The 18,271-nt window shown below is 38.5% G+C and carries 15 protein-coding genes and 1 pseudogene; 6 read left to right on the top strand and 10 right to left on the bottom strand.

Annotation, left to right across the window (positions count from 1 at the left end):
* Positions 1 to 1,002 precede the first annotated feature (1,002 nt).
* Complete coding sequence (locus H6G76_RS32830) at positions 1,003 to 1,272, top strand: hypothetical protein (RefSeq protein ID WP_190710206.1); 270 nt, start codon at positions 1,003 to 1,005, stop codon at positions 1,270 to 1,272.
* Positions 1,273 to 2,041: 769 nt separating this feature from the next.
* On the opposite strand, the gene H6G76_RS32825 is transcribed toward H6G76_RS32830, so the two are convergent.
* From H6G76_RS32825 to H6G76_RS32810, 4 genes are all read right to left on the bottom strand, one after another.
* Positions 2,042 to 3,481 (bottom strand): site-specific integrase, encoded by a 1,440-nt coding sequence (locus H6G76_RS32825; RefSeq protein ID WP_190710204.1) that lies wholly within the window; start codon positions 3,479 to 3,481, stop codon positions 2,042 to 2,044.
* Between the two features lie 202 nt (positions 3,482 to 3,683).
* Positions 3,684 to 4,295, bottom strand: coding sequence for an acyl transferase (locus tag H6G76_RS32820; RefSeq protein ID WP_190710202.1), 612 nt, complete (start codon positions 4,293 to 4,295; stop codon positions 3,684 to 3,686).
* On the bottom strand, positions 4,292 to 5,038 hold the full coding sequence (locus H6G76_RS32815) for a sterol desaturase family protein (protein ID WP_190710200.1): 747 nt from the start codon (positions 5,036 to 5,038) through the stop codon (positions 4,292 to 4,294). The genes H6G76_RS32820 and H6G76_RS32815 overlap by 4 nt, the downstream gene beginning before the upstream one ends.
* Before the next feature lie 54 nt (positions 5,039 to 5,092).
* Positions 5,093 to 6,115, bottom strand: coding sequence for an aromatic ring-hydroxylating dioxygenase subunit alpha (locus H6G76_RS32810; protein ID WP_190710198.1), 1,023 nt, complete (start codon positions 6,113 to 6,115; stop codon positions 5,093 to 5,095).
* A 131-nt stretch (positions 6,116 to 6,246) separates the two neighbouring features.
* Here H6G76_RS32810 and H6G76_RS32805 point away from each other — a divergent pair, with 131 nt between their 5' ends.
* Positions 6,247 to 7,641, top strand: coding sequence for a TldD/PmbA family protein (locus H6G76_RS32805; protein WP_190710196.1), 1,395 nt, complete (start codon positions 6,247 to 6,249; stop codon positions 7,639 to 7,641).
* A 105-nt stretch (positions 7,642 to 7,746) separates the two neighbouring features.
* Here H6G76_RS32805 and coaE read toward each other — a convergent pair whose 3' ends face one another.
* From coaE to H6G76_RS32790, 3 genes are all read right to left on the bottom strand, one after another.
* Positions 7,747 to 8,343 carry a dephospho-CoA kinase gene (gene coaE / locus H6G76_RS32800; protein ID WP_190710194.1) on the bottom strand — a complete coding sequence of 199 codons (597 nt, stop codon included), beginning with the start codon at positions 8,341 to 8,343 and terminating at the stop codon, positions 7,747 to 7,749.
* Positions 8,344 to 8,390: 47 nt separating this feature from the next.
* Positions 8,391 to 9,956, bottom strand: a complete 1,566-nt coding sequence (cobA, locus tag H6G76_RS32795; protein WP_190710192.1) for a uroporphyrinogen-III C-methyltransferase — start codon at positions 9,954 to 9,956, stop codon at positions 8,391 to 8,393.
* A 256-nt stretch (positions 9,957 to 10,212) separates the two neighbouring features.
* Positions 10,213 to 11,136: a nucleoside hydrolase gene (locus H6G76_RS32790; RefSeq protein WP_190710190.1), complete on the bottom strand. Its 924-nt coding sequence runs from the start codon at positions 11,134 to 11,136 to the stop codon at positions 10,213 to 10,215.
* A 19-nt stretch (positions 11,137 to 11,155) separates the two neighbouring features.
* On the opposite strand from H6G76_RS32790, the gene H6G76_RS32785 reads away from it, so the two are divergent.
* Together H6G76_RS32785 and H6G76_RS32780 are read left to right on the top strand one after the other, a co-directional pair.
* The gene (locus H6G76_RS32785; protein WP_190710188.1) at positions 11,156 to 11,587 is read left to right on the top strand and encodes a nucleoside deaminase; all 432 of its coding nucleotides are present in this window, start codon (positions 11,156 to 11,158) and stop codon (positions 11,585 to 11,587) included.
* A 99-nt stretch (positions 11,588 to 11,686) separates the two neighbouring features.
* Positions 11,687 to 12,178 (top strand): hypothetical protein, encoded by a 492-nt coding sequence (locus H6G76_RS32780; protein ID WP_190710187.1) that lies wholly within the window; start codon positions 11,687 to 11,689, stop codon positions 12,176 to 12,178.
* 104 nt (positions 12,179 to 12,282) lie between these two features.
* On the opposite strand, the gene rbsK is transcribed toward H6G76_RS32780, so the two are convergent.
* The gene (rbsK, locus tag H6G76_RS32775; RefSeq protein ID WP_190710185.1) at positions 12,283 to 13,221 is read right to left on the bottom strand and encodes a ribokinase; all 939 of its coding nucleotides are present in this window, start codon (positions 13,219 to 13,221) and stop codon (positions 12,283 to 12,285) included.
* A 92-nt stretch (positions 13,222 to 13,313) separates the two neighbouring features.
* Positions 13,314 to 14,702 (bottom strand): CHAT domain-containing protein, encoded by a 1,389-nt coding sequence (locus H6G76_RS32770; RefSeq protein WP_190710183.1) that lies wholly within the window; start codon positions 14,700 to 14,702, stop codon positions 13,314 to 13,316.
* Positions 14,703 to 15,023: 321 nt separating this feature from the next.
* Here H6G76_RS32770 and H6G76_RS32765 point away from each other — a divergent pair, with 321 nt between their 5' ends.
* Complete coding sequence (locus H6G76_RS32765; protein ID WP_190710181.1) at positions 15,024 to 15,404, top strand: calcium-binding protein; 381 nt, start codon at positions 15,024 to 15,026, stop codon at positions 15,402 to 15,404.
* A gap of 471 nt (positions 15,405 to 15,875) precedes the next feature.
* Here the strand turns inward: H6G76_RS32765 and H6G76_RS32760 are convergent, their stop codons facing one another.
* Complete coding sequence (locus tag H6G76_RS32760; RefSeq protein ID WP_190710179.1) at positions 15,876 to 16,964, bottom strand: diguanylate cyclase domain-containing protein; 1,089 nt, start codon at positions 16,962 to 16,964, stop codon at positions 15,876 to 15,878.
* Between the two features lie 879 nt (positions 16,965 to 17,843).
* Here H6G76_RS32760 and H6G76_RS32755 point away from each other — a divergent pair.
* Positions 17,844 to 18,062 (top strand): annotated as a pseudogene (locus H6G76_RS32755) (ISKra4 family transposase); the annotation flags it as partial.
* Positions 18,063 to 18,271 lie beyond the last annotated feature (209 nt).

Here is an 18,271-nt window from a genome sequence, read left to right as displayed (position 1 = left end):
ACAGTTATCTCAGTTGCACTCAACTTAATGAATCCTCAACATTTAAGAAACTGGTTTACTAATTGCTGTTACTGTACCTCATAACACAGGAAACTGCTGTAGGTGTTCAGCCAGTAACTAAGGTGACTCAAAAGGGGTTAAGCTTCCTAATTAGATTCCTACAAAAGGAGGGCTACTCAGTTCCTTCAAAGGCGGCATAACTCAACTAGCCAGATAACTCAAGAAGACCTCTCCGTTTCAAACGCAGGGGTCTTTTAGTCTATATAGATAACTCTTTTGCTAACAGAGAATCAGTTTACTAAACAAGCGATCGCTCCCTAAGTGAGGCTAACTTACTACTATTTCTTACTCCATTAAGACAGCTACAAAATAATAAGTTGACATAATAAAAGCCTCCTAAGATTTCTCTCAGAAGGCTCTTATAACTAAGCTTCAGATTGCTCTAGAGGCGTTAGGAGGATTAATCTAACGTTGGTCATCCTCTGGAAGTCTACGGATTATTCTAGGTGGCTGTAATTCTATTTCTGCCAACAGTATATGGTTGCACTGTCAAAACCCCTTTTCAATCTTATCTCCACGTCGCCATGCAGGACTGTAGCTGTTCAAGTTTTTACGGCTGTCTTACCGATGAAAGTTAGCTATTAACTGTGATGCGTTCACTATTGTTCAAACCTTGGGATGTATACTGCTTAGTGGAGCGTTCAGTACCTTGTCCTTTTGGCTGTAGGTGTTTTCCTACCCTCACCTTTCATAATATATATTATAGCATTTATTCAACTATTTGTCAATAGTAAATATTGCAAAATATGGAACTATTACATATAAAAATCTACTAATTAGTTAGCTTAAAATTTAGGTAGATAAGGTTTGATTCTCTGTAATTAGAATTAGTTATAAGGTCTTCATATGATGTTGCGATCGCTATGCTATTAACTCCCTATCAAGACAACAAGTTTTAATTCTATAATAGATAAAATTAGTTACTAATATAAGGTCAATAAAATGCCGCTACCAATTCAAGATGATATTAAGATAGAACTTTATTGTTTACAGAATATAATAGGTGACTGGAATGGGATTATTGAGCAAGGATTTAATGAGGAAAAAGAAGGTGAGAGGATTGAGATTTTAGAAAGCACTCTTGGTAACTTACTTATACTCAGAACAACGCTAAATTCTAATATGGATAAGCTAATTGACAAACTCCAAAAAGAGATAACAAGAGAGAAGAAAACTAAATCAATGACTGTTAATAAGGTTGATAACCCATGACCTCAGATACATAAGTCATTATTAAGTCTCCTAAAAGTAAGCGATCGCTCCCTAATGGGGGCTATTTTTATGTCTGCTAATCTGAAGTTAACCGCAATCTGGGCCGCTACTTATAGCCCTAATAGTAATAATAGACAGGTAATCTATAGGAGAGATAACACCACATCAGTTAACTTTATTAGCCATATATAGAGAGACAACTAATGAGGCATCCCATTCAGCTAACACTGGTTAACTGAATTAAAAGGATGCGATCGCTAACTATCTTCTCTCTCTAGAAGACTAATAGTAGCTCACTAAGGTAGTCAATTAAAAGTTAGCATTAGCGTAAAGAGAATTTATTACAATTCCCCCTTTAGTTAGTTGACTTTATGTAAGTGAGGTGTAAAAAACCTCAAGTTATATACCTCCTCTAGCCTACCTAATCTCTAGGAGAACCAATAACCTCAATCATTCCAGCCAACTAACCAGCTAATCAATAGAAATATTTGTAGATATAGTAAGGGGTAATTAAACTATCATTTCCACCTGCATTCCAGACAGGTAGCTAAATATTATGGATTTATAATTAGAGGTCACAGCTAACTTATAAGGTTAGAAAAGTACCTAATATAGACCCATACCTTGACAACTAAAGTACCCTTACAATTAACCTCATCATCTCTCTCTACTTTTATACTACTGTATTTACTATTAGGGTTTTATGTAGCGGCCCAGTTTGGAATTTAGGACTGCTTAAGTTCAGGCAGTCCTATATAGCTTCTTAATGTTAGTTACCTATTAGTAAAGAAGCTATTTCATCTTCAGTTAGACCATATATAGCTGCTAATAACTTAACTGACTTTGTATCATTACATCCTAACTGTTTAGCTATAGTTATCGCTGAAGATATTGGAATAGTTTGGTGGGTGGAGTTTGTTAGCAAGTCTAATGTAGTTTTGGTTGTTTGACGTTTTTTGTACACTTTGTCATTCATGCTGGGAGTGTGACCTAAACTCATTGCCCTTTTCTCTAAGGGTATCCCTGCCATTATGCCGTTAAGGTTAGCTAGGTGCCGCAATGCATGGGTCTGAGTAAATTTAGAGTTCTTAGCCCATCTATTTAGTACCCTATAAGCCCTCTGGCTGATGTAAGCTCTAATTGAGTTTGGATTCTGTGAGTTTAAATGAAACACAGGTAGTTTACCTGATTTAATCCCTAGTCTTTCAATCAGATCAGGACATGTGGGAGGTATTAATGGAATAGCTAAACGATACCCAGTTTTAGTAGTAGTTCCTAGTACAGTTTCACTACCCACAACAGCAATCATATCTTTGTTCTCAGGGCTTTGTATGGGAGGTATAACAATATCATCCTTAGTTTTAAAAGGCTTATCAATATTTTGGATTGCAAAGACTTCACTAACTCGCAGTCCATAAATTACCTGTAATGAAAACACAAAAGCCCAGGACTCACGGGAATCAATATCACTACGTAAATCATTCTCAGGGATGTCTAGAATATCATCTATTAATTTAAAGAAATCCTCTAATGAAATGCTTTGAAGGTTATCCTTGAATTTGGTTTGTGTAATATTTATTTTCCCTAATTCATCCCTTAGCTTGTTATTGCCTATTACTTCACAGAGTTTTTTCATTGCAGAAACGCAGTCTTTAAATCGCTTACTACCCTTGTTTTTACTATTAATAGCCTCCATAATATCAGTGATATTGACATTATTATTGAAGGGTAATAGTTTATAGAAGCAATAGTAAACTTCATACCAACATGACTGATGGCTGGGGTTATTTCTATCTCGCGGTTGATGCTTTTTAGTGTAGCTATTCCAATAATTATCTTCTACTAGTTTGATAGCTTCGCCAAATGTAATTAAGTCATTTTTGACTTGATTTTTTTCTAATATATGCTCATCATACCAAGCTAAAAACCCTGTTTCACTGCTAAACTTCCCCAATGCCTCACTAACTTGGTTAGCTTTCCTGAGTGCATTAGCTATACCATCCATCGTAAAAGCACAGTTACACGCTTTAGCTACACGCTTATTACCGAGTTTGAATTGTAAGAGAATATAAGTACCACTAGGCTTCCTGTCTTTTTTCAGAGTTATACCTTTGGGAGTTTGACCCTGTACTTCCTTAAAGAAACTTAATAAAGTTTCATAACCTATGAGATTATTAGCTGTGTTACCTTGCTTCTGTTTTTCTCTCATTTTTCTCTCAATTTTGAGAATTTTGATGAGAGAAATCTGGGAGGGCACTAAATATAGTGGACTTAATCAGATTCCGGTTCTGTGGGTCGGGGGTTCAAATCCCTCCACGCTCGTTTTGTACATTAACTAATTATTTGTCTGCGTTGACAAATTTGTTGATTACTCACATTCCATTTTATTTATAGCTGATTTCAACTCAGTGTTAGTTATTTACGTGCTGGTTAGGATAAAGGTTTGTAGCAGCAGGAAGGAATGTATGATGGCTAATGACTACACCAGGGCCAAGATTTGAGCCGGCTCCGACAAAGACATCATTGCCAATCTTGATTTTCTTAACATATAACATTAAGTCTTGCTTGCGAGGTTTGATGATATGGGGATATAAACCTACACGATGTCCGATAACTACACGATCGCCTATTTCTAATAAACCGCGATCGGCAATTTCTAATCCTGGTGTCCAGTAAACATTGCGCCCGACTTTTGCACCCCACAATCGCAACCAAAAAGAAAATACTCCGGGAATTAACCGCAAAATTGCTTCCAAAGTCGGAATTGCAATATAAATTGCTTGAATTTGATGACTACCCCACCAGGGACTATATTCTTTACCTTTTAAATAACTAATACCTTCCTGCACAGGATACGCCCATTGATGTAAGCGATAAACTAGCACTGGCAAACCGTAAATAGAAAGCAACACAGACAAAATACTAAAAATGCTGGGTGAATAGGCGAAATAAACTAGTGCCGCACCAGTGAGCATTAACACAAGAGTGGGAAAGAATAATAGAACTGTACTCAGAACTGTCATGAAAACGGAAATAAGAGTTTTTGGGTGAAAGTTAATGATGTTGAAATTCCTATAGCAGGTGGCAATTCTTGACTTTCATAATAGGTTCTATGTAACTTGTCCCAAATTTTGAGATTAGCACCATAGTTGCAATTGCTAATTTCTTTGCCATGATGCCAAGCATGATCCTGCGGCAGAATTAACCAGGAAGACAGAAATCTATAAAGCCAGCTATTAGCGGAAATTATTAAGCGGCTATGTCGCCATAAATCTAAGGCAGAAGTTAGGCTGACTCCTAGTAAATAACCTGTTGGCTCAGTCAGTAGATATAAAAATAAAGAGTGTATCCATAAATAAACAATTAACAAACTTGTCCAAATGGTATTACGAGATGTTCCTAATACATCCATCTGAGTAACAGTGTGATGGATTTGATGTACTTGCCAAAACAATTTACTATGCAATAAACGATGATTCCAATAATATAAATAATCCACTAAAACAAAACTGACAATAAAACTTAAAAGAAGCGATAATTTTAAAGAAGCCTGATGATTGGGTAATAAATGATGGTATAGCCAATAAACTAAAGTAGCTTGTAACAAGGGAATTAAAATTCCTTGGATTGTTAAACCTATACCATCTAATAGCCAATCTTCATGGCTTTTCAATTTTAGTTGAGTTCGACCAGACTTATCGCTAATTGTCCACCCAAATAACCCGCTAAATGTAACAAATATTATAATTAGTGCAGAATTTTGCATATTGTATGATTCTACCAATTCTCAATATAATCTAAGTTTTTGAACTCCGAATTATTAAACCCAAAATGTTACCTTAACTGATTGGTTTGGCAATAATCGCGGGTCTTCTCCACGAGATATAGCTGTTCTAATTGACTCGACAAACACATGAATTGTGTCTGCTGGGGTATTGGAAAAGTGTGTACCGTATTTGGCGATCGCTTCACCTTGAATCCCCAAAATTTCCACGTCTTGGCGGATAATATGTTGAGCCGTCCACCACACAAACGGACGGGCTAGTTTGTTCCAGATGCCGTAGTTATAGGTGACATCGGTGTAAACCAATGTGGAATTGTCGGTTTCGGGGATAGATTGGCTAGTAATAAATAAATGGCGATTGTATCCCATTTGATATTCCACCGAAGTAATATTGGGCAGATAAAAGCGATCACTATGTTTAATCTCATCACCCTTGCGATTCAGAAAACGGCTGTACCAGCCTAAATTACTGGTTTCGTTGCGATACTCCACCAACACTGCACCATTAGTACGTTCTACAGTCATCTCTAACTTTTGCTGGCGAGATTTACGAAATACGCCAGGATGCACAAAAGCTGTATGCGGAATATCAATAAAGTTCTCTGCACAATTAGTCACATTATTAGCAAAACGGTTAATTACCCGTACTGTTTCCCACCCTGATTCTCCATAGTGAGGCATAGAAAATGGTTCAAAATCTTCGCTGGGAGTATCAGCTAACCGCACATATACATAACCATCCTGTTCTTTGGTAATGTAACGCTTTGCTTGACGCTGCTGGGAAGGTTGAAAATCATCTCCCTCAGCTGGAACAGCAATCACTTTACCATTGCGATCGTATACCCAACCATGATAAGGACATTGCAACGCACCGTGACAAACTTTACCTGTTGATAAACGGCTACTGCGGTGCAAACACTTATCCCGCAACGCCACAGCTTTTCCATCTGCGCCACGAAATATCGCTAACCACTCTCCTAAAACAGTCCGTGCTAATACTGTGTTGGCTCGTAGTTGGTTGCTAAGTGCGACAATATACCAAAAATCTGTAAATTGCATGGAAGTTTTGAAACTGTTGATTGCTATACAACACCTTAATCCCCAATTCCCCGGACTCTGAAAAATCAGTAGCCGACATTGCCCGAATAATTGCACAATATATAGGCAGTTCGTCGTGGTAACTACCGAGAATGCCGACTACACTTGCTGACGCACAAAATTTAGTTTCTGATCTCATCGCCCGCTACTCATCCCGTGTAGATTATTTGATGATTCGCCTAGAGGAAGCAGAGGGGACTGATATCTTGTTGCGTGGCGACAAGGTAGAAACCCTGAGTGAAGGTATTTCCATTGGTGGACATATTCGGGCTTGTTATAAAGGTGGCTGGGGTTTAAGCAGTTTTAACCAGCTTTCTACTATTAAAGAACGGATTGAAGAAGCGATCGCAGCTGCGCGGATGGTTGGTGATGAAGAAACTGTACTGGCTCCTATCGACCCAGTGCAAGCAATTTGCCGATTACCTTTGACAGGTACAGATCCGCGTCAAGTTAGCTTATCGCAGAAAAAACAATTGTGCGATCGCTACACTGAATTATTAAAAAGCATTGACCCCCGCATTACGACTACCTCTGTTCGCTACGGTGACAGCGCGCAAAAAATCATCCTCGCCACCTCGGAAGGGACTTTTATCGAACAATCTTGGGTAGATATGGAAATGCGCTTCGCTGCGACTGCGAGAAATGGCGAAACTGTGCAAACCGGAAGGGAAACTACTGGTTCTCGCAAAGCTTACGAAGATTTAGTTAATTTAGATGAACAAGTTAAGAATGCTGCCCAGAGGGCGGTTGCAGCTTTATCTTTACCATCAGTCAAAGGCAATACTTACACCGTAGTTATCGACCCTATTCTCACAGGTTTGTTTGTTCATGAAGCTTTTGGGCATCTTTCCGAGGCTGATATGGCTTACGAAAATCCTGATTTGCTGGAAGTGATGACTATCGGAAGGCGATTTGGGCCAGAAGAACTGCAAATTTATGATGGTGCGGCTCCAGAAGGACATCGCGGTAGTTATTTTTATGATGATGAAGGGACACCCGCCACTACTACCCAACTAATTAAAGATGGAATTTTGGTAGGACGTTTGCATTCGCGGGAAACCGCAGGCAAATTAGATGAAGTACCTACTGGCAATGCGCGTTGTCTTAATTATCACTTCAGCCCGATTGTACGTATGACTAATACTTGGATTGAACCAGGTAAGACGCCTGTGGCAGATTTATTTACGGGTATTAAAGAAGGAGTTTATGCCCGTAACTGGCTGGGTGGGATGACTAATGGGGAAATGTTTACTTTTAGTGCTGGCGAAGCATGGATGATTAGAAACGGCAAAATTGCGGAACCTGTTAAAGATGTAACCCTTTCTGGTAACGTTTTTCAGACCCTTGCCGATATAGAAGCCATTGGCGATGACTTCTATTGGGATGAGTCTGGTGGTTGCGGCAAAGGTGGACAAAATGGTTTACCTGTAGGTTGTGGCGGCCCTAGTCTCCGCATTAGGGATGTAGTAGTTGGAGGAGAAACTTAGTTAATTCGTAATTCGTAATTCGTAATTTATAATTATAAGTTACGAATTATCTATGCAAATATAGTTTAATACAATTAAATTTGATTGCTTGAAAAGATATTGATTTTATTCTATTACTGCTTGTTTTAAAACAACATCTATTTGCTGTAGTAATATATCTAAACTAAAAGAGTTATCTAATACAACATTTGCACGAGCTATTTTTTCTGCTAGAGGTAGTTGGCTATTTATTCGGGCTTGTGCTTGTTCGTAACTAAGATGATTGCGCTGAATTAATCTTTGCAGTTGTTGTTCCACAGAACAACTTACCACCCAGATTTCTGTAACTAAATGGGTCATTTGCGCTTCAAATAATAAAGGGATTACTAATACTAAAGTTTCAGCCGTAGATTCAGCGATCGCTTTATCAAAACACTCTTTAACATAAGGATGAATTAATCCTTCTATCCATTGCCTTTCTTGTTGATTATCAAAGATAATTTCACCTAATTGTTGACGGTTAAGACTGCCATCAGGAAGTAATATTTGTTCACCATATTTTTGGGCGATCGCATTTAAAATTGGTGAACCCGCAGCAACAGCATCTCTAGCATAAATATCAGCATCAAAAATTGGCAGGTTGTAAGCACTGGCTAAATAATTAGCAACAGTAGTTTTCCCGGTGGCAATTCCTCCAGTTAATCCGATGATGCGTTTGGTCATTTGTTATTTGTCATTGGTCATTTGTCTGGAGGCTAAAATATAAAATTTCATACTTCATACTTTTTAATTATTGCTTGAGTCAGTCCATCCAAAGTATATTCTTCAGCTTCTACATCTACGCGACCAAATAAAGCATGACAAGTTTTAGAAGTTTGGGGGCCGATGGAAGCAATACAAACATCTTGTAAATAATCTGCAAGTATAGATGCATTATTAGCAAATACTGTTTCTAAAATTTGACAGAAAAATTGTACAGTTTTAGAACTTGCAAAAGTAATGATATCGATTTGATGATTTTGCAAAGCTGATTTTGCTGCTTCAGGAATACTACTAGGACAGCAAGACTGATAAGCCGCTACTTCAATAACTTCTGCACCTTTAGCAGTTAATTCTTTCACTAAAATTTCTCTACCGCCGCTTTCAACTCTGGGGAATAAAATCTTTTTCCCCGATAGTTCTTCAGGAAAGTTTTCCACTAAAGAATCTGCGACAAAATTAGGCGGGATAAAATCTGGTTGTAGACCTTGTTGTTTGAGACATTGGGCTGTTTTTTCACCAACAACGGCAACTTTTACTCCAGCTAAAGCGCGAGAATCTTTACCTTGTGCAGTGAGTCTGGCAAAAAAGTATTCAATACCGTTGGTAGAAGTGAGAATTAACCAATCAAAGTGGGATAAACTAGCGATCGCATGATCTAAAGCTGACCAACTAGAAGGCGGGCCAATTTCTAAAGCTGGCATTTCAATGACTTTAGCACCAACTGCGGTGAGGCGATCGCTAAATTGGCTCGACTGTCCTACAGAACGGGTAACTAAAACTGTTTTACCAGCAAGGGGAAGGGTTTTGGACATCATAGCGGCAGTAATTGAATTGTTAGAATGTATTTTCTCAGATTGCAAGTACTGGCGTAGCCTCACAACTTCACCAATTACAATTACCACTGGCGAAAGAGATACTCCATCTGTTTTTTCTAAAATATTGCACAGTTGACCAGTCCAAATTTGTTGATTCGGGGTTCCTGCCCAACGGATAATGGCAATGGGAGTGAAGCGCGATCGCCCATAGCGCAACAATTGATGTAAAATTTCCCCTAGATTCTGCCCACCCATCAATATTACTAGCGTCTCTAACCGTGATAAAGCTTCCCAGTCCAAAGCTTCCGGTTCGTGTGCTGTCACCACAGCAAAACCACGACTCATCACGGGGTCTGTTAACGGAATTCCTGCCAGCAAAGGTGCGGCTAAAGCAGAGGAAATTCCTGGTACAACTTCAAATTCACACTTAGCTGCTTTTAAAGCTTCAATTTCTGAAGTACAACGGCCAAAAATAAACGGGTCGCCTGCTTTTAACCTAGCGACTTGCTTCCCTGTTTGACAATGCTGCACCAATAACTGATTAATTTCAGTCTGCGGTGTACTCGGTTTACCACCACGCTTACCCACATCCAGTTTTAAACAATCTGGTGGTACACACTCCAACAATTGCTCATCTACCAAAGCATCGTAAACCAATACCTCAGCCACAGCCAAGAGACTGTAAGCTTTTACCGTCAGGTATGCCACATCTCCCGGCCCCGCGCCTACTAAGTAAACTTTGCCCTGTTCTTCAGCCATATCTCCGCGATACTCTGCGTTAACCTCCGTGTGCCTTTGCGTTAAAAAAATGATGTAGGGTTGCCGTTCCTTACACTCAACGTACTAGCTTACATTGTTAATGTATCGCCTCACATTATTAATGCACCGCCTTACATTGTTAATGTATCGCCTCACATTGTTAATGCATTGCCTCACATTGTTAATGTATCGTCTTACATTGCTAATGCATCGCTTTACATTGTTAATGCACAAGCCTATCCTCTGCCCCAAAATATCACCTTGCCCACTGTTGCAGAATATAGTCGTAAAACGCATCCTTATCAACTTGATCCATTGCATAAATCTTACGACCGCCACTCATTACTTTAGTACGCCCTTGGCTAAGACCAGTAGTAATAATTTCCGTTTCCCACTCCCGTAGTTGATAAAATTCTGGGTGTCCTAAATAAGCTGTAGCTAACACATCCCAAAAATAAAAATCTTGAGGAATTACCAGTGCATAACATTGTCCTGCTAAATCAGAGATGGGATAGTGGCGTTGTTTTCCCATTTTGTAAACTATGTCTGATGTCACTGGCACATTGTTAGTTAAATCCAAAGGACACATAATAATTTCAATCTGAGTTTGCCAAACTCGCGCTACTGAAACTGCGTCCCAATAGGCATTCCACTCAGCCGAACCATCTTGTCCCGGTTCTAAGCTTTTTTCCACATTGCCACCAACATTTAAAGCACCTCCCATCCAAACAATTCTGCCAATTTTTGCTTCAATGTCTGGTGCTTTATCTAACGCTACTGCAACGGTAGTTAATGGCCCTGTCACCATTAGTGTGACTGGTTGGGGTGCATCACGCAATACCCGCACCATAAAATCTTGACCGGGTTCGGCAACTAAAGGTGTATTAATTGTGTCCTGCTGGTTGAGTATGGGTAGATGGTCAACAATAAACGAATCACGCCGATACATCTGAGGAAAAGGATTTATCCCGCGTACTGTGCTTTCGGCAACCGGGATATGAGAAAATCCCATCAAATCAATAATTTTGCGTGTAGCACTCACGGCTGGTTCAATATAGCAATCAGCTGGGGTGACGATGACACCAAGAAGTTCAATGTGTTCCATCGTCAACAGCAGCATAGTGGCAAGATAATCATCTACACCACCGTCATGATCCATTAATACAAGTTGTTTAGACATATACAAGGAGGATAAAGAAATGGATGAATTTATGCAAGCTGCGATCGCCGAAGCCAAACAAGGCAGACAAGAAGGCGGCATACCTATCGGTTCTGTTCTGGTCAAAGATGGCCAAATTGTCGGCAGAGGACACAACAAGCGCGTTCAAGATGCCGATCCTGTCACCCACGCCGAAATTGATTGTCTCCGCAACGCTGGCAGAATTGGCAACTACAAAGGTACAACACTTTATTCAACTTTAATGCCTTGTTATTTGTGTGCTGGGGCTGTGGTGCAATTTGGGATTAAAAAAGTCATCGCTGGAGAATCTCGCACATTTCCTGGCGCGAAAGAATTTATGGTTTCTCACGGTGTAGAAGTGATTGATTTAAATTTAGATGAATGCGAACAAATGATGAGTCAGTTTATTCAAACCAACCCAGAATTATGGAATGAAGATATAGGTAAGTAAAACTGTGAACAGAATATTTTTTCTGTTGAAATATAAAATCATTTGGTCAATTTAGGGGATGATGCAGTTGAGATTACTTTATCTCTGGAGGGAAACAGCATGAACGAGACACCGGGAAATCAGCAAAATGGAGGGAGGCAAGTTTCTAACAAACTTGAAAGGCTGGAAACAATGCTGACAACTCATGCTCAAATGCTGAATCAGTTAGCACCCCTAATGGCACAAGTTGCACAAATAGCGACTACCACATCTGATACAGTAAATCGCCACGATCAAGCACTGACTCGTATTGAAGAGCAAACCTTTAGTAACGCAGTACAGCAACAGACAAATACAAACCAAGTCGCTGAATTATTTAACCAAGTTAATCAATTAGCAGCCAAACAAATAGAACTTCAAGCAATTGTTCATAGTAATAGTGAAGCGATCGCCCAAATAGCAGCAATTATCGATAGACTAGCTCAAAAGCAAGAAAACTTTCAATTACAAACACAAGAAAGCATCAACAAAGTAATACAAGCTATTGATTATACAATTGGCCGCACTGAAGAATTAGTTAGGCGATTGAATGAACAAAACAGTAAGGAATAGAGATAGTTTATCAAGTAAGCTTTAAAATTGTAGGTTGCGTTAAGCGTTGCTATAACGCACCGATAAATGTTTACTTATAAAGCATAAAAATAAAATTACCTACTTCATAATTCATCCTTTAAAACTCCCCTTTCTTTCAGGAAAGTATCAAAAGTAAACCTATCAGGTAATGAAGTTTGTGCGCCTAGTTTTGTGGCTGCCAAAGCACCTGCGGCTGCACCCCAAATCACCGCCTCTTTTAAGGACAGACCAGTATAAAGTGCGGCTGCCAAACCGCCGTTAAAAGCATCGCCAGCTGCTACAGTATCAACAACATGAACAGGAAAAGCTGGGACAAAAAATGTTTCGTCTGAAGTAGCACAGACAACACCTTTACCACCCATCTTGACGATCGCACATTTGGTTCCCCGTTGCAATAATACCTCTGCTGCTTTAGCTGCTGTATCTTGATTATCGACAGTAAAACCAACTAATCGTGAGGTTTCTACTTCATTGGGTGTAATGATATCGACTAATGGATAAAGTTCTGCTGGTAAATTAGCTTGTGCGGGTGCAGGGTCGAGAATAACTGTAATATTTGCATTTCTTCCCGCGTGGGCAGCTGCAACAACAGATGGAAGCGGAATTTCTAATTGTAAAAGTAGTGCTTTCGCTTCTGGTAATAAATAAGATAATCTCTCAACATCTTCCTGATTTACCTGCCCATTAGCACCAGGAATCACGACAATTTGATTTTCACCGGCATCATCAACAATAATGATGGCAACTCCAGAACTTACTGTTTCATCTAAGAAAATATTACCAGTCTGCACACCAGCAGCTTGTAAATGATTAACCAGTTCTGCACCAAAGCTGTGTGTCCCTACACGTCCCACCATCTGAGTTGGAATACCCAACCGTGCTAATGCTACTGCTTGATTTGCGCCTTTACCTCCCGGTACTTTAAAAAAGTTTTCTCCTAGTAAAGTTTCGCCTCTAATTGGTAGCCGGGGTGCTGTCGCTACTAAATCTATATTTATACTGCCGAAGATAATTACACTCATAATATAGGACTCATATTTAATTTTTGAAAAAAATCAGTAGATTGTTAGCTGCCTTCTTTTCTCTTGCCTTCTTGCCTATTGCCTATTTTTCACTACCAAGGATTTCCGATCAATGTAAATCCAGACCAATAATAAGGATGGGATAATTCTTGACTATCGAGATTCAAAACAATTTCTTGAGATGAAGAATCACTACCACGAATTCTCGAATTATCTTTCAAACTTACCTGCTGTTTCAGCATTGCAATTTGAGCTTGTCGTAGTGCTTCTGACTTAACTGGATTCGCTTTAAGTTTTTCGTAAAATTGAGTCATAAAAGCCAATGTACCGCTATCATCAACCGACCAAAGGCTTGCTAAAGCCGCTTTTGCACCTGATTGTACCGCCAACCCAGCAAACCCTAGTTCTGCTTGGGGATTACCTAACGCAGTCCGACAAGCACTCAACACCAATAACTGCACAGGAGGTTTATCTAGTTCTAAAGTTTTAAGTTCATCTAAGCGAACTCTTTTATCCCAAAACTGGATGTAAGATTGCTCAACAGAACCAGGAGAAAATTCAGCATGAGTAGCTAAATGTACTATTCCAAAAGGATAAATAGCACGTTCTTTCTTTAAATTTGTTAGAGTAAAATTCTGGTTTAATAAAGTCTTTCCTGCCCAGTTATTAGTAACAATATTCGATAATTCTAAAGGAACAGCAGGTAAAGGTTCCAGATTTTTAAATTCTGAAGCTCCCATTGCTAAAACCTGAGTTTCTGTAATATCTGTAGGTCGAAAATCTAGAAGATTAAAAGCTGGGATAATTCCTAAACTATATTTCTCAACTAGAAATTTTTTGCCATCATAAATTGCAGCTAAAGGAACAGTTCGTAATCCTCCGCCCAAACAAAATATCAGGTTATTTATCCCTTGTTTTTGCAATTCAGGTTCCAAAGGCGCAATTAGCAAGTCATATACTTTTTTACCAGAACTGAGATACTGACTACGCGGAGAAACCGGATAAACAATATTACGGCGGAACTCATTCAGCAAACTAACCAATGCTTCTCTTTTTCCTGCGGGAACACGTTTGTGAATTGGTGATTTATTCGGCGGTATTAATATCAAATCGAGGTGATTAGGGGTAGTTATTGCGTATATTAATGCGCTTTTTTTGCCAACTCTCCGGCTAATTTCATCTAGTGTTTGACTTATTTTTTTCACTTCATAAACCTGATTAGAAGGCAGCCTTCCCTGTACATATTCCTCATATTGCTGCTTCCAACCTTGTTCAATATGTATCACCGCAGAGTTAATATTTTTACTGTCAAGAAATTTTTTGATCAGTTCCGGCTGAAGACGAGGCAAGGGAAGTGTATTAGATTTTACTGGTAGCGACAATGCTTGGGCTTGTGCTTGAATAGGTCTGAGTAAATTCAGCACAATTATGAATAAACTAAGTGTTGAAGAAGCCAATAAAGTTAGCTTAATTTTTTTCATATCCGTTTAGGCAACAAGATAATTGATTATCCTTATACTCTTTGTATCAACGAATGCATCAACCTTGCGATCGCCTATTTTATGAGCATTACTTACTTATCAAAATAACATTCAAGCTTGCTAGAAAATTTATTTTATATTTCTTTAACCTTAAAGTGATTACATATACAAAATCCATACTGAGACAAAGTTAAAAGTAAAATCAGCTACATCATGAGTCATGGCCTTGAGTTCCCTAGTTCCGCAACGCCAAAAAAATTGACAGTAAATAATTAAAGCGATATACCATATCAAAGTGCAACAGACGAAAGTTTTTATCCTATGTCTAGTGTTGAACGCGACGAAAACCGGGAGCATCGCATCGCCACAGAAATTATTGTTGATGCAGAAGACAAAGAAGATCGGGCGATGGGTTGGTATTACTATTTAGAGGAAACTCTAAATTTTCCTTTTATGGCTAAGTGGACAAGGAAGTCCCGTAAGTCATCTACACCAGAAGAGAAACCAGTTGAAGTGCTGGGAATGGCACCTGATGATGAGTGCCTAAAAGATATGTATGTTGAGGTAGCTGTCATCAACGGTAAGGACGATGATGTTTATTCGGCAAAATTATCAGAAATACAGGCTATTGATGTAGATGATGAAACCCAAGAAGCGATCGCAGATTGGCTTTATTGGCTTGCCAGAGGATATAAATTTTAGAATATAGTAATTTAGCTCCTCAATTATCTGAAAAATAGCAAATAATCCCACAGGCGTTGCCAAAGGCGATTAAATTTGCATATATATAGCAGTCCTAAATGAGATTCAAACAAATCTGTTCCCTATTCCCTCTCTTGACGAATAAGTTTGTCAATCAAATAGGATTGCTATATTTTTCACAACTAAATTACTAGTACCAATTGTTACTCCTGCACAAATTCTTGTACTTCTACCAAACCAGATATTGTGACCAATTTTGATTAATAGAGTCAGTTGTTTACTGAAGTTTTTTGTGTACAGAGGAAACAAGAAAAAACTCTGTAAATATAGCCGGGGAGAGGTGACAGGTTAGAGGTGATAGAGTTATGTGTCTTTTGCTGTCTACGTTTTATCATCTGCCGAGAGCCTAACTACCTTGGCTATTGCCATAACACTGAATTTTTTCAAAAATCAAATATAAAACCTATAGAGCTAACTATTAATAACTGCCTCAAATACTGCATAACGAGCTTTGCCTTTTTGTTTAGCACGATACATGGCAGCATCCGCATTTTGCAGCAAAACTTCTGGTTTGTCACAACCGTTACGGTTAATTGTAATACCTATACTGGCTGTGGTAGAAATTTGATGTCCATTTAGATTAAGAGGTAATGCTAAGGTATCTTGAATTCGTTTGGCAACATTAATAGCATCACCAACATCTCTAATTTCTTCTAAAAGTACGGCAAACTCATCACCACTAAATCGCCCTACAGTATCGCCACTACGTAGACATGACTCTAGCCTACGGCCGATAGCTACTAACAAATCATCACCTATTGTGTTGCCAAAGCGATCGTTAATTTCTTTAAAGCTATCTAAATCTAAAAATAAAACGGCAAAATTATAATCAATTCGGCGTTTACTACGTTCTACTGCTTGCTTCAAACGATCTAAAAATAAAGCTCGATTAGGTAGTGCTGTTAGCCCGTCATAAAAAGCATTTTGGAGAAGTTGCGCCTCCATTCGTTTACGTTGAGTAATATCTTGAAATACTAACATTGCACCAGTAATATTGCCGTCATGAGCAACAATAGGCGTAACATAATCTCCTACTGGTATTTCTTTACCATCTTTGGCAATTAATATACAGTTTTCTGGGAGATGTAAAACTTTTCCTGTTGCTATTGTGCGTGTAGCTAAATTTTCAATTGTTTCATCTATATCTTTGTCAATTAATCTGACAACTTCTGCTAAATCTTTTCCATAAGCCTCCGCTTGCTGCCAACCTGTAAGCGATTCAGCCATCGAATTCATCAATTGAATACAGCCGTCAGTATAGGTGACAATTACAGCACTTTGCATACTGTTAATAATTGCCAGCATCTTCTGTTTTTCTTCTTGCAACTTTTGCTCAATCTGATGCTTATCAACAGACATTTCGACAGCAATATACAGTTCTGTATCTACGTAAGGTTTCACAATATAAATAACAGAATCAATTAGTTTCTGTAGACTCTTTCGGAGATTGAGTGCTAGGATTTTTTCATCCTCAGCAACTAGGATTTTAAGGGCTAACATATAAAAACTACCTATTTGCTAAGATTCAGATATAGTTGGAATCATTAACTCAATCTGAAGGTTAATAATTATATGATAATCAATATCTAAAATATAAGTGTATTTGCTTGCTTAAAATGGTGGATAATTTGCAAATATCAGATTTCTATTAAAGTATTATTTATGTCTATTCACATTTACAAAAATAGGTAAATTTATTTAATTTTAAGTTAAATAACAGTAGAAATACGATAGTTTAGAGTAGAGTTTTGTATTTAAATAAATCAATATAGCAATCCTATTTAATCTACAAAATACTTGTGGAGGCAAGCAATAGGCAATAGATTTATTTGAAACTTCTACACTGGTTGCTATATTAAAAGTGAAGGGTATACAAGCCTTAATTATGTAAAGCTAAAAAGTTGATTGAGCATTTGAATATTTTCTAGCATTGATATGTGCCGATATGATAGATAAAATCAAATGAAAATCCGAGTGATTTTTTATCCCATCATCTTAGTTAAATTTATAGTTATTATCTAAATTTGCTTATGTGCCTGATGGCTCAAAAGTAATACCAATTCAAATAATGTTGGCAACAGATACCCCACCCGCCTGACGGCACCCTGCCCTTGCCAAGGGGAGGGTTGGGGAGGGGTCTTATTTATGTGTCGGATTCTTTTTTTAAATTGGTATAATTACTTGCACATGAGGCATCTGAGCAAACGCTGATTCTATCAAATATATTATTGAAAAATAGATATCAGTTTTATCCTTTTCGAGAAATAGAATGGGAGCATCCCAGTTTTTGCAAAGAAGGTGAAAATCAGTCAGGATAAATAAGACGAGTGTATTTACTTACCGATGACTCCAGAACAAAAGGCAGCTCTTCAATAACATATTTAGGCGATCGCTAAAATATTATATGAAGATACGTCACCAGAAAGATTAACAAACCTTGCAGGAATTGAAGAGACAGTGCGAAGTCAAATGCAGAAGCAGGTGATGCCAGAAGTAGGTTTTTTTATCGAAACGGTTACGGGGACAAGTGCAGGGTATCAACGACGATTAAAAAGTATTGTGGGAGAATTGCCAATCACAAGTAATATAAGCGTCAAACGTTGAATTGCCGGCACCAGTGAAGGTGAAATATCTAGGGGAAACAAGTTTAAGTCCGGAAAATTAAACAAGACCTCCTTTACCTAAGTAAAGGAGATCTGAGATGCGAAAAAAAGACCTGGCGCCGAGCAATTGTGGCAGGAGGCGACCCTCCAACTATCGTAGCCGCAGCAGCGTTTCACCTCTGAGTTCGGGAAGGAGTCAGTGTG

This window comes from Nostoc sp. FACHB-152 (assembly GCF_014697475.1).
Lineage (GTDB): Bacteria > Cyanobacteriota > Cyanobacteriia > Cyanobacteriales > Nostocaceae > Nostoc_B.
The sequence above is the reverse complement of the archived record's forward strand: the minus strand, read 5'-3'. Positions and strand labels throughout refer to the sequence as shown.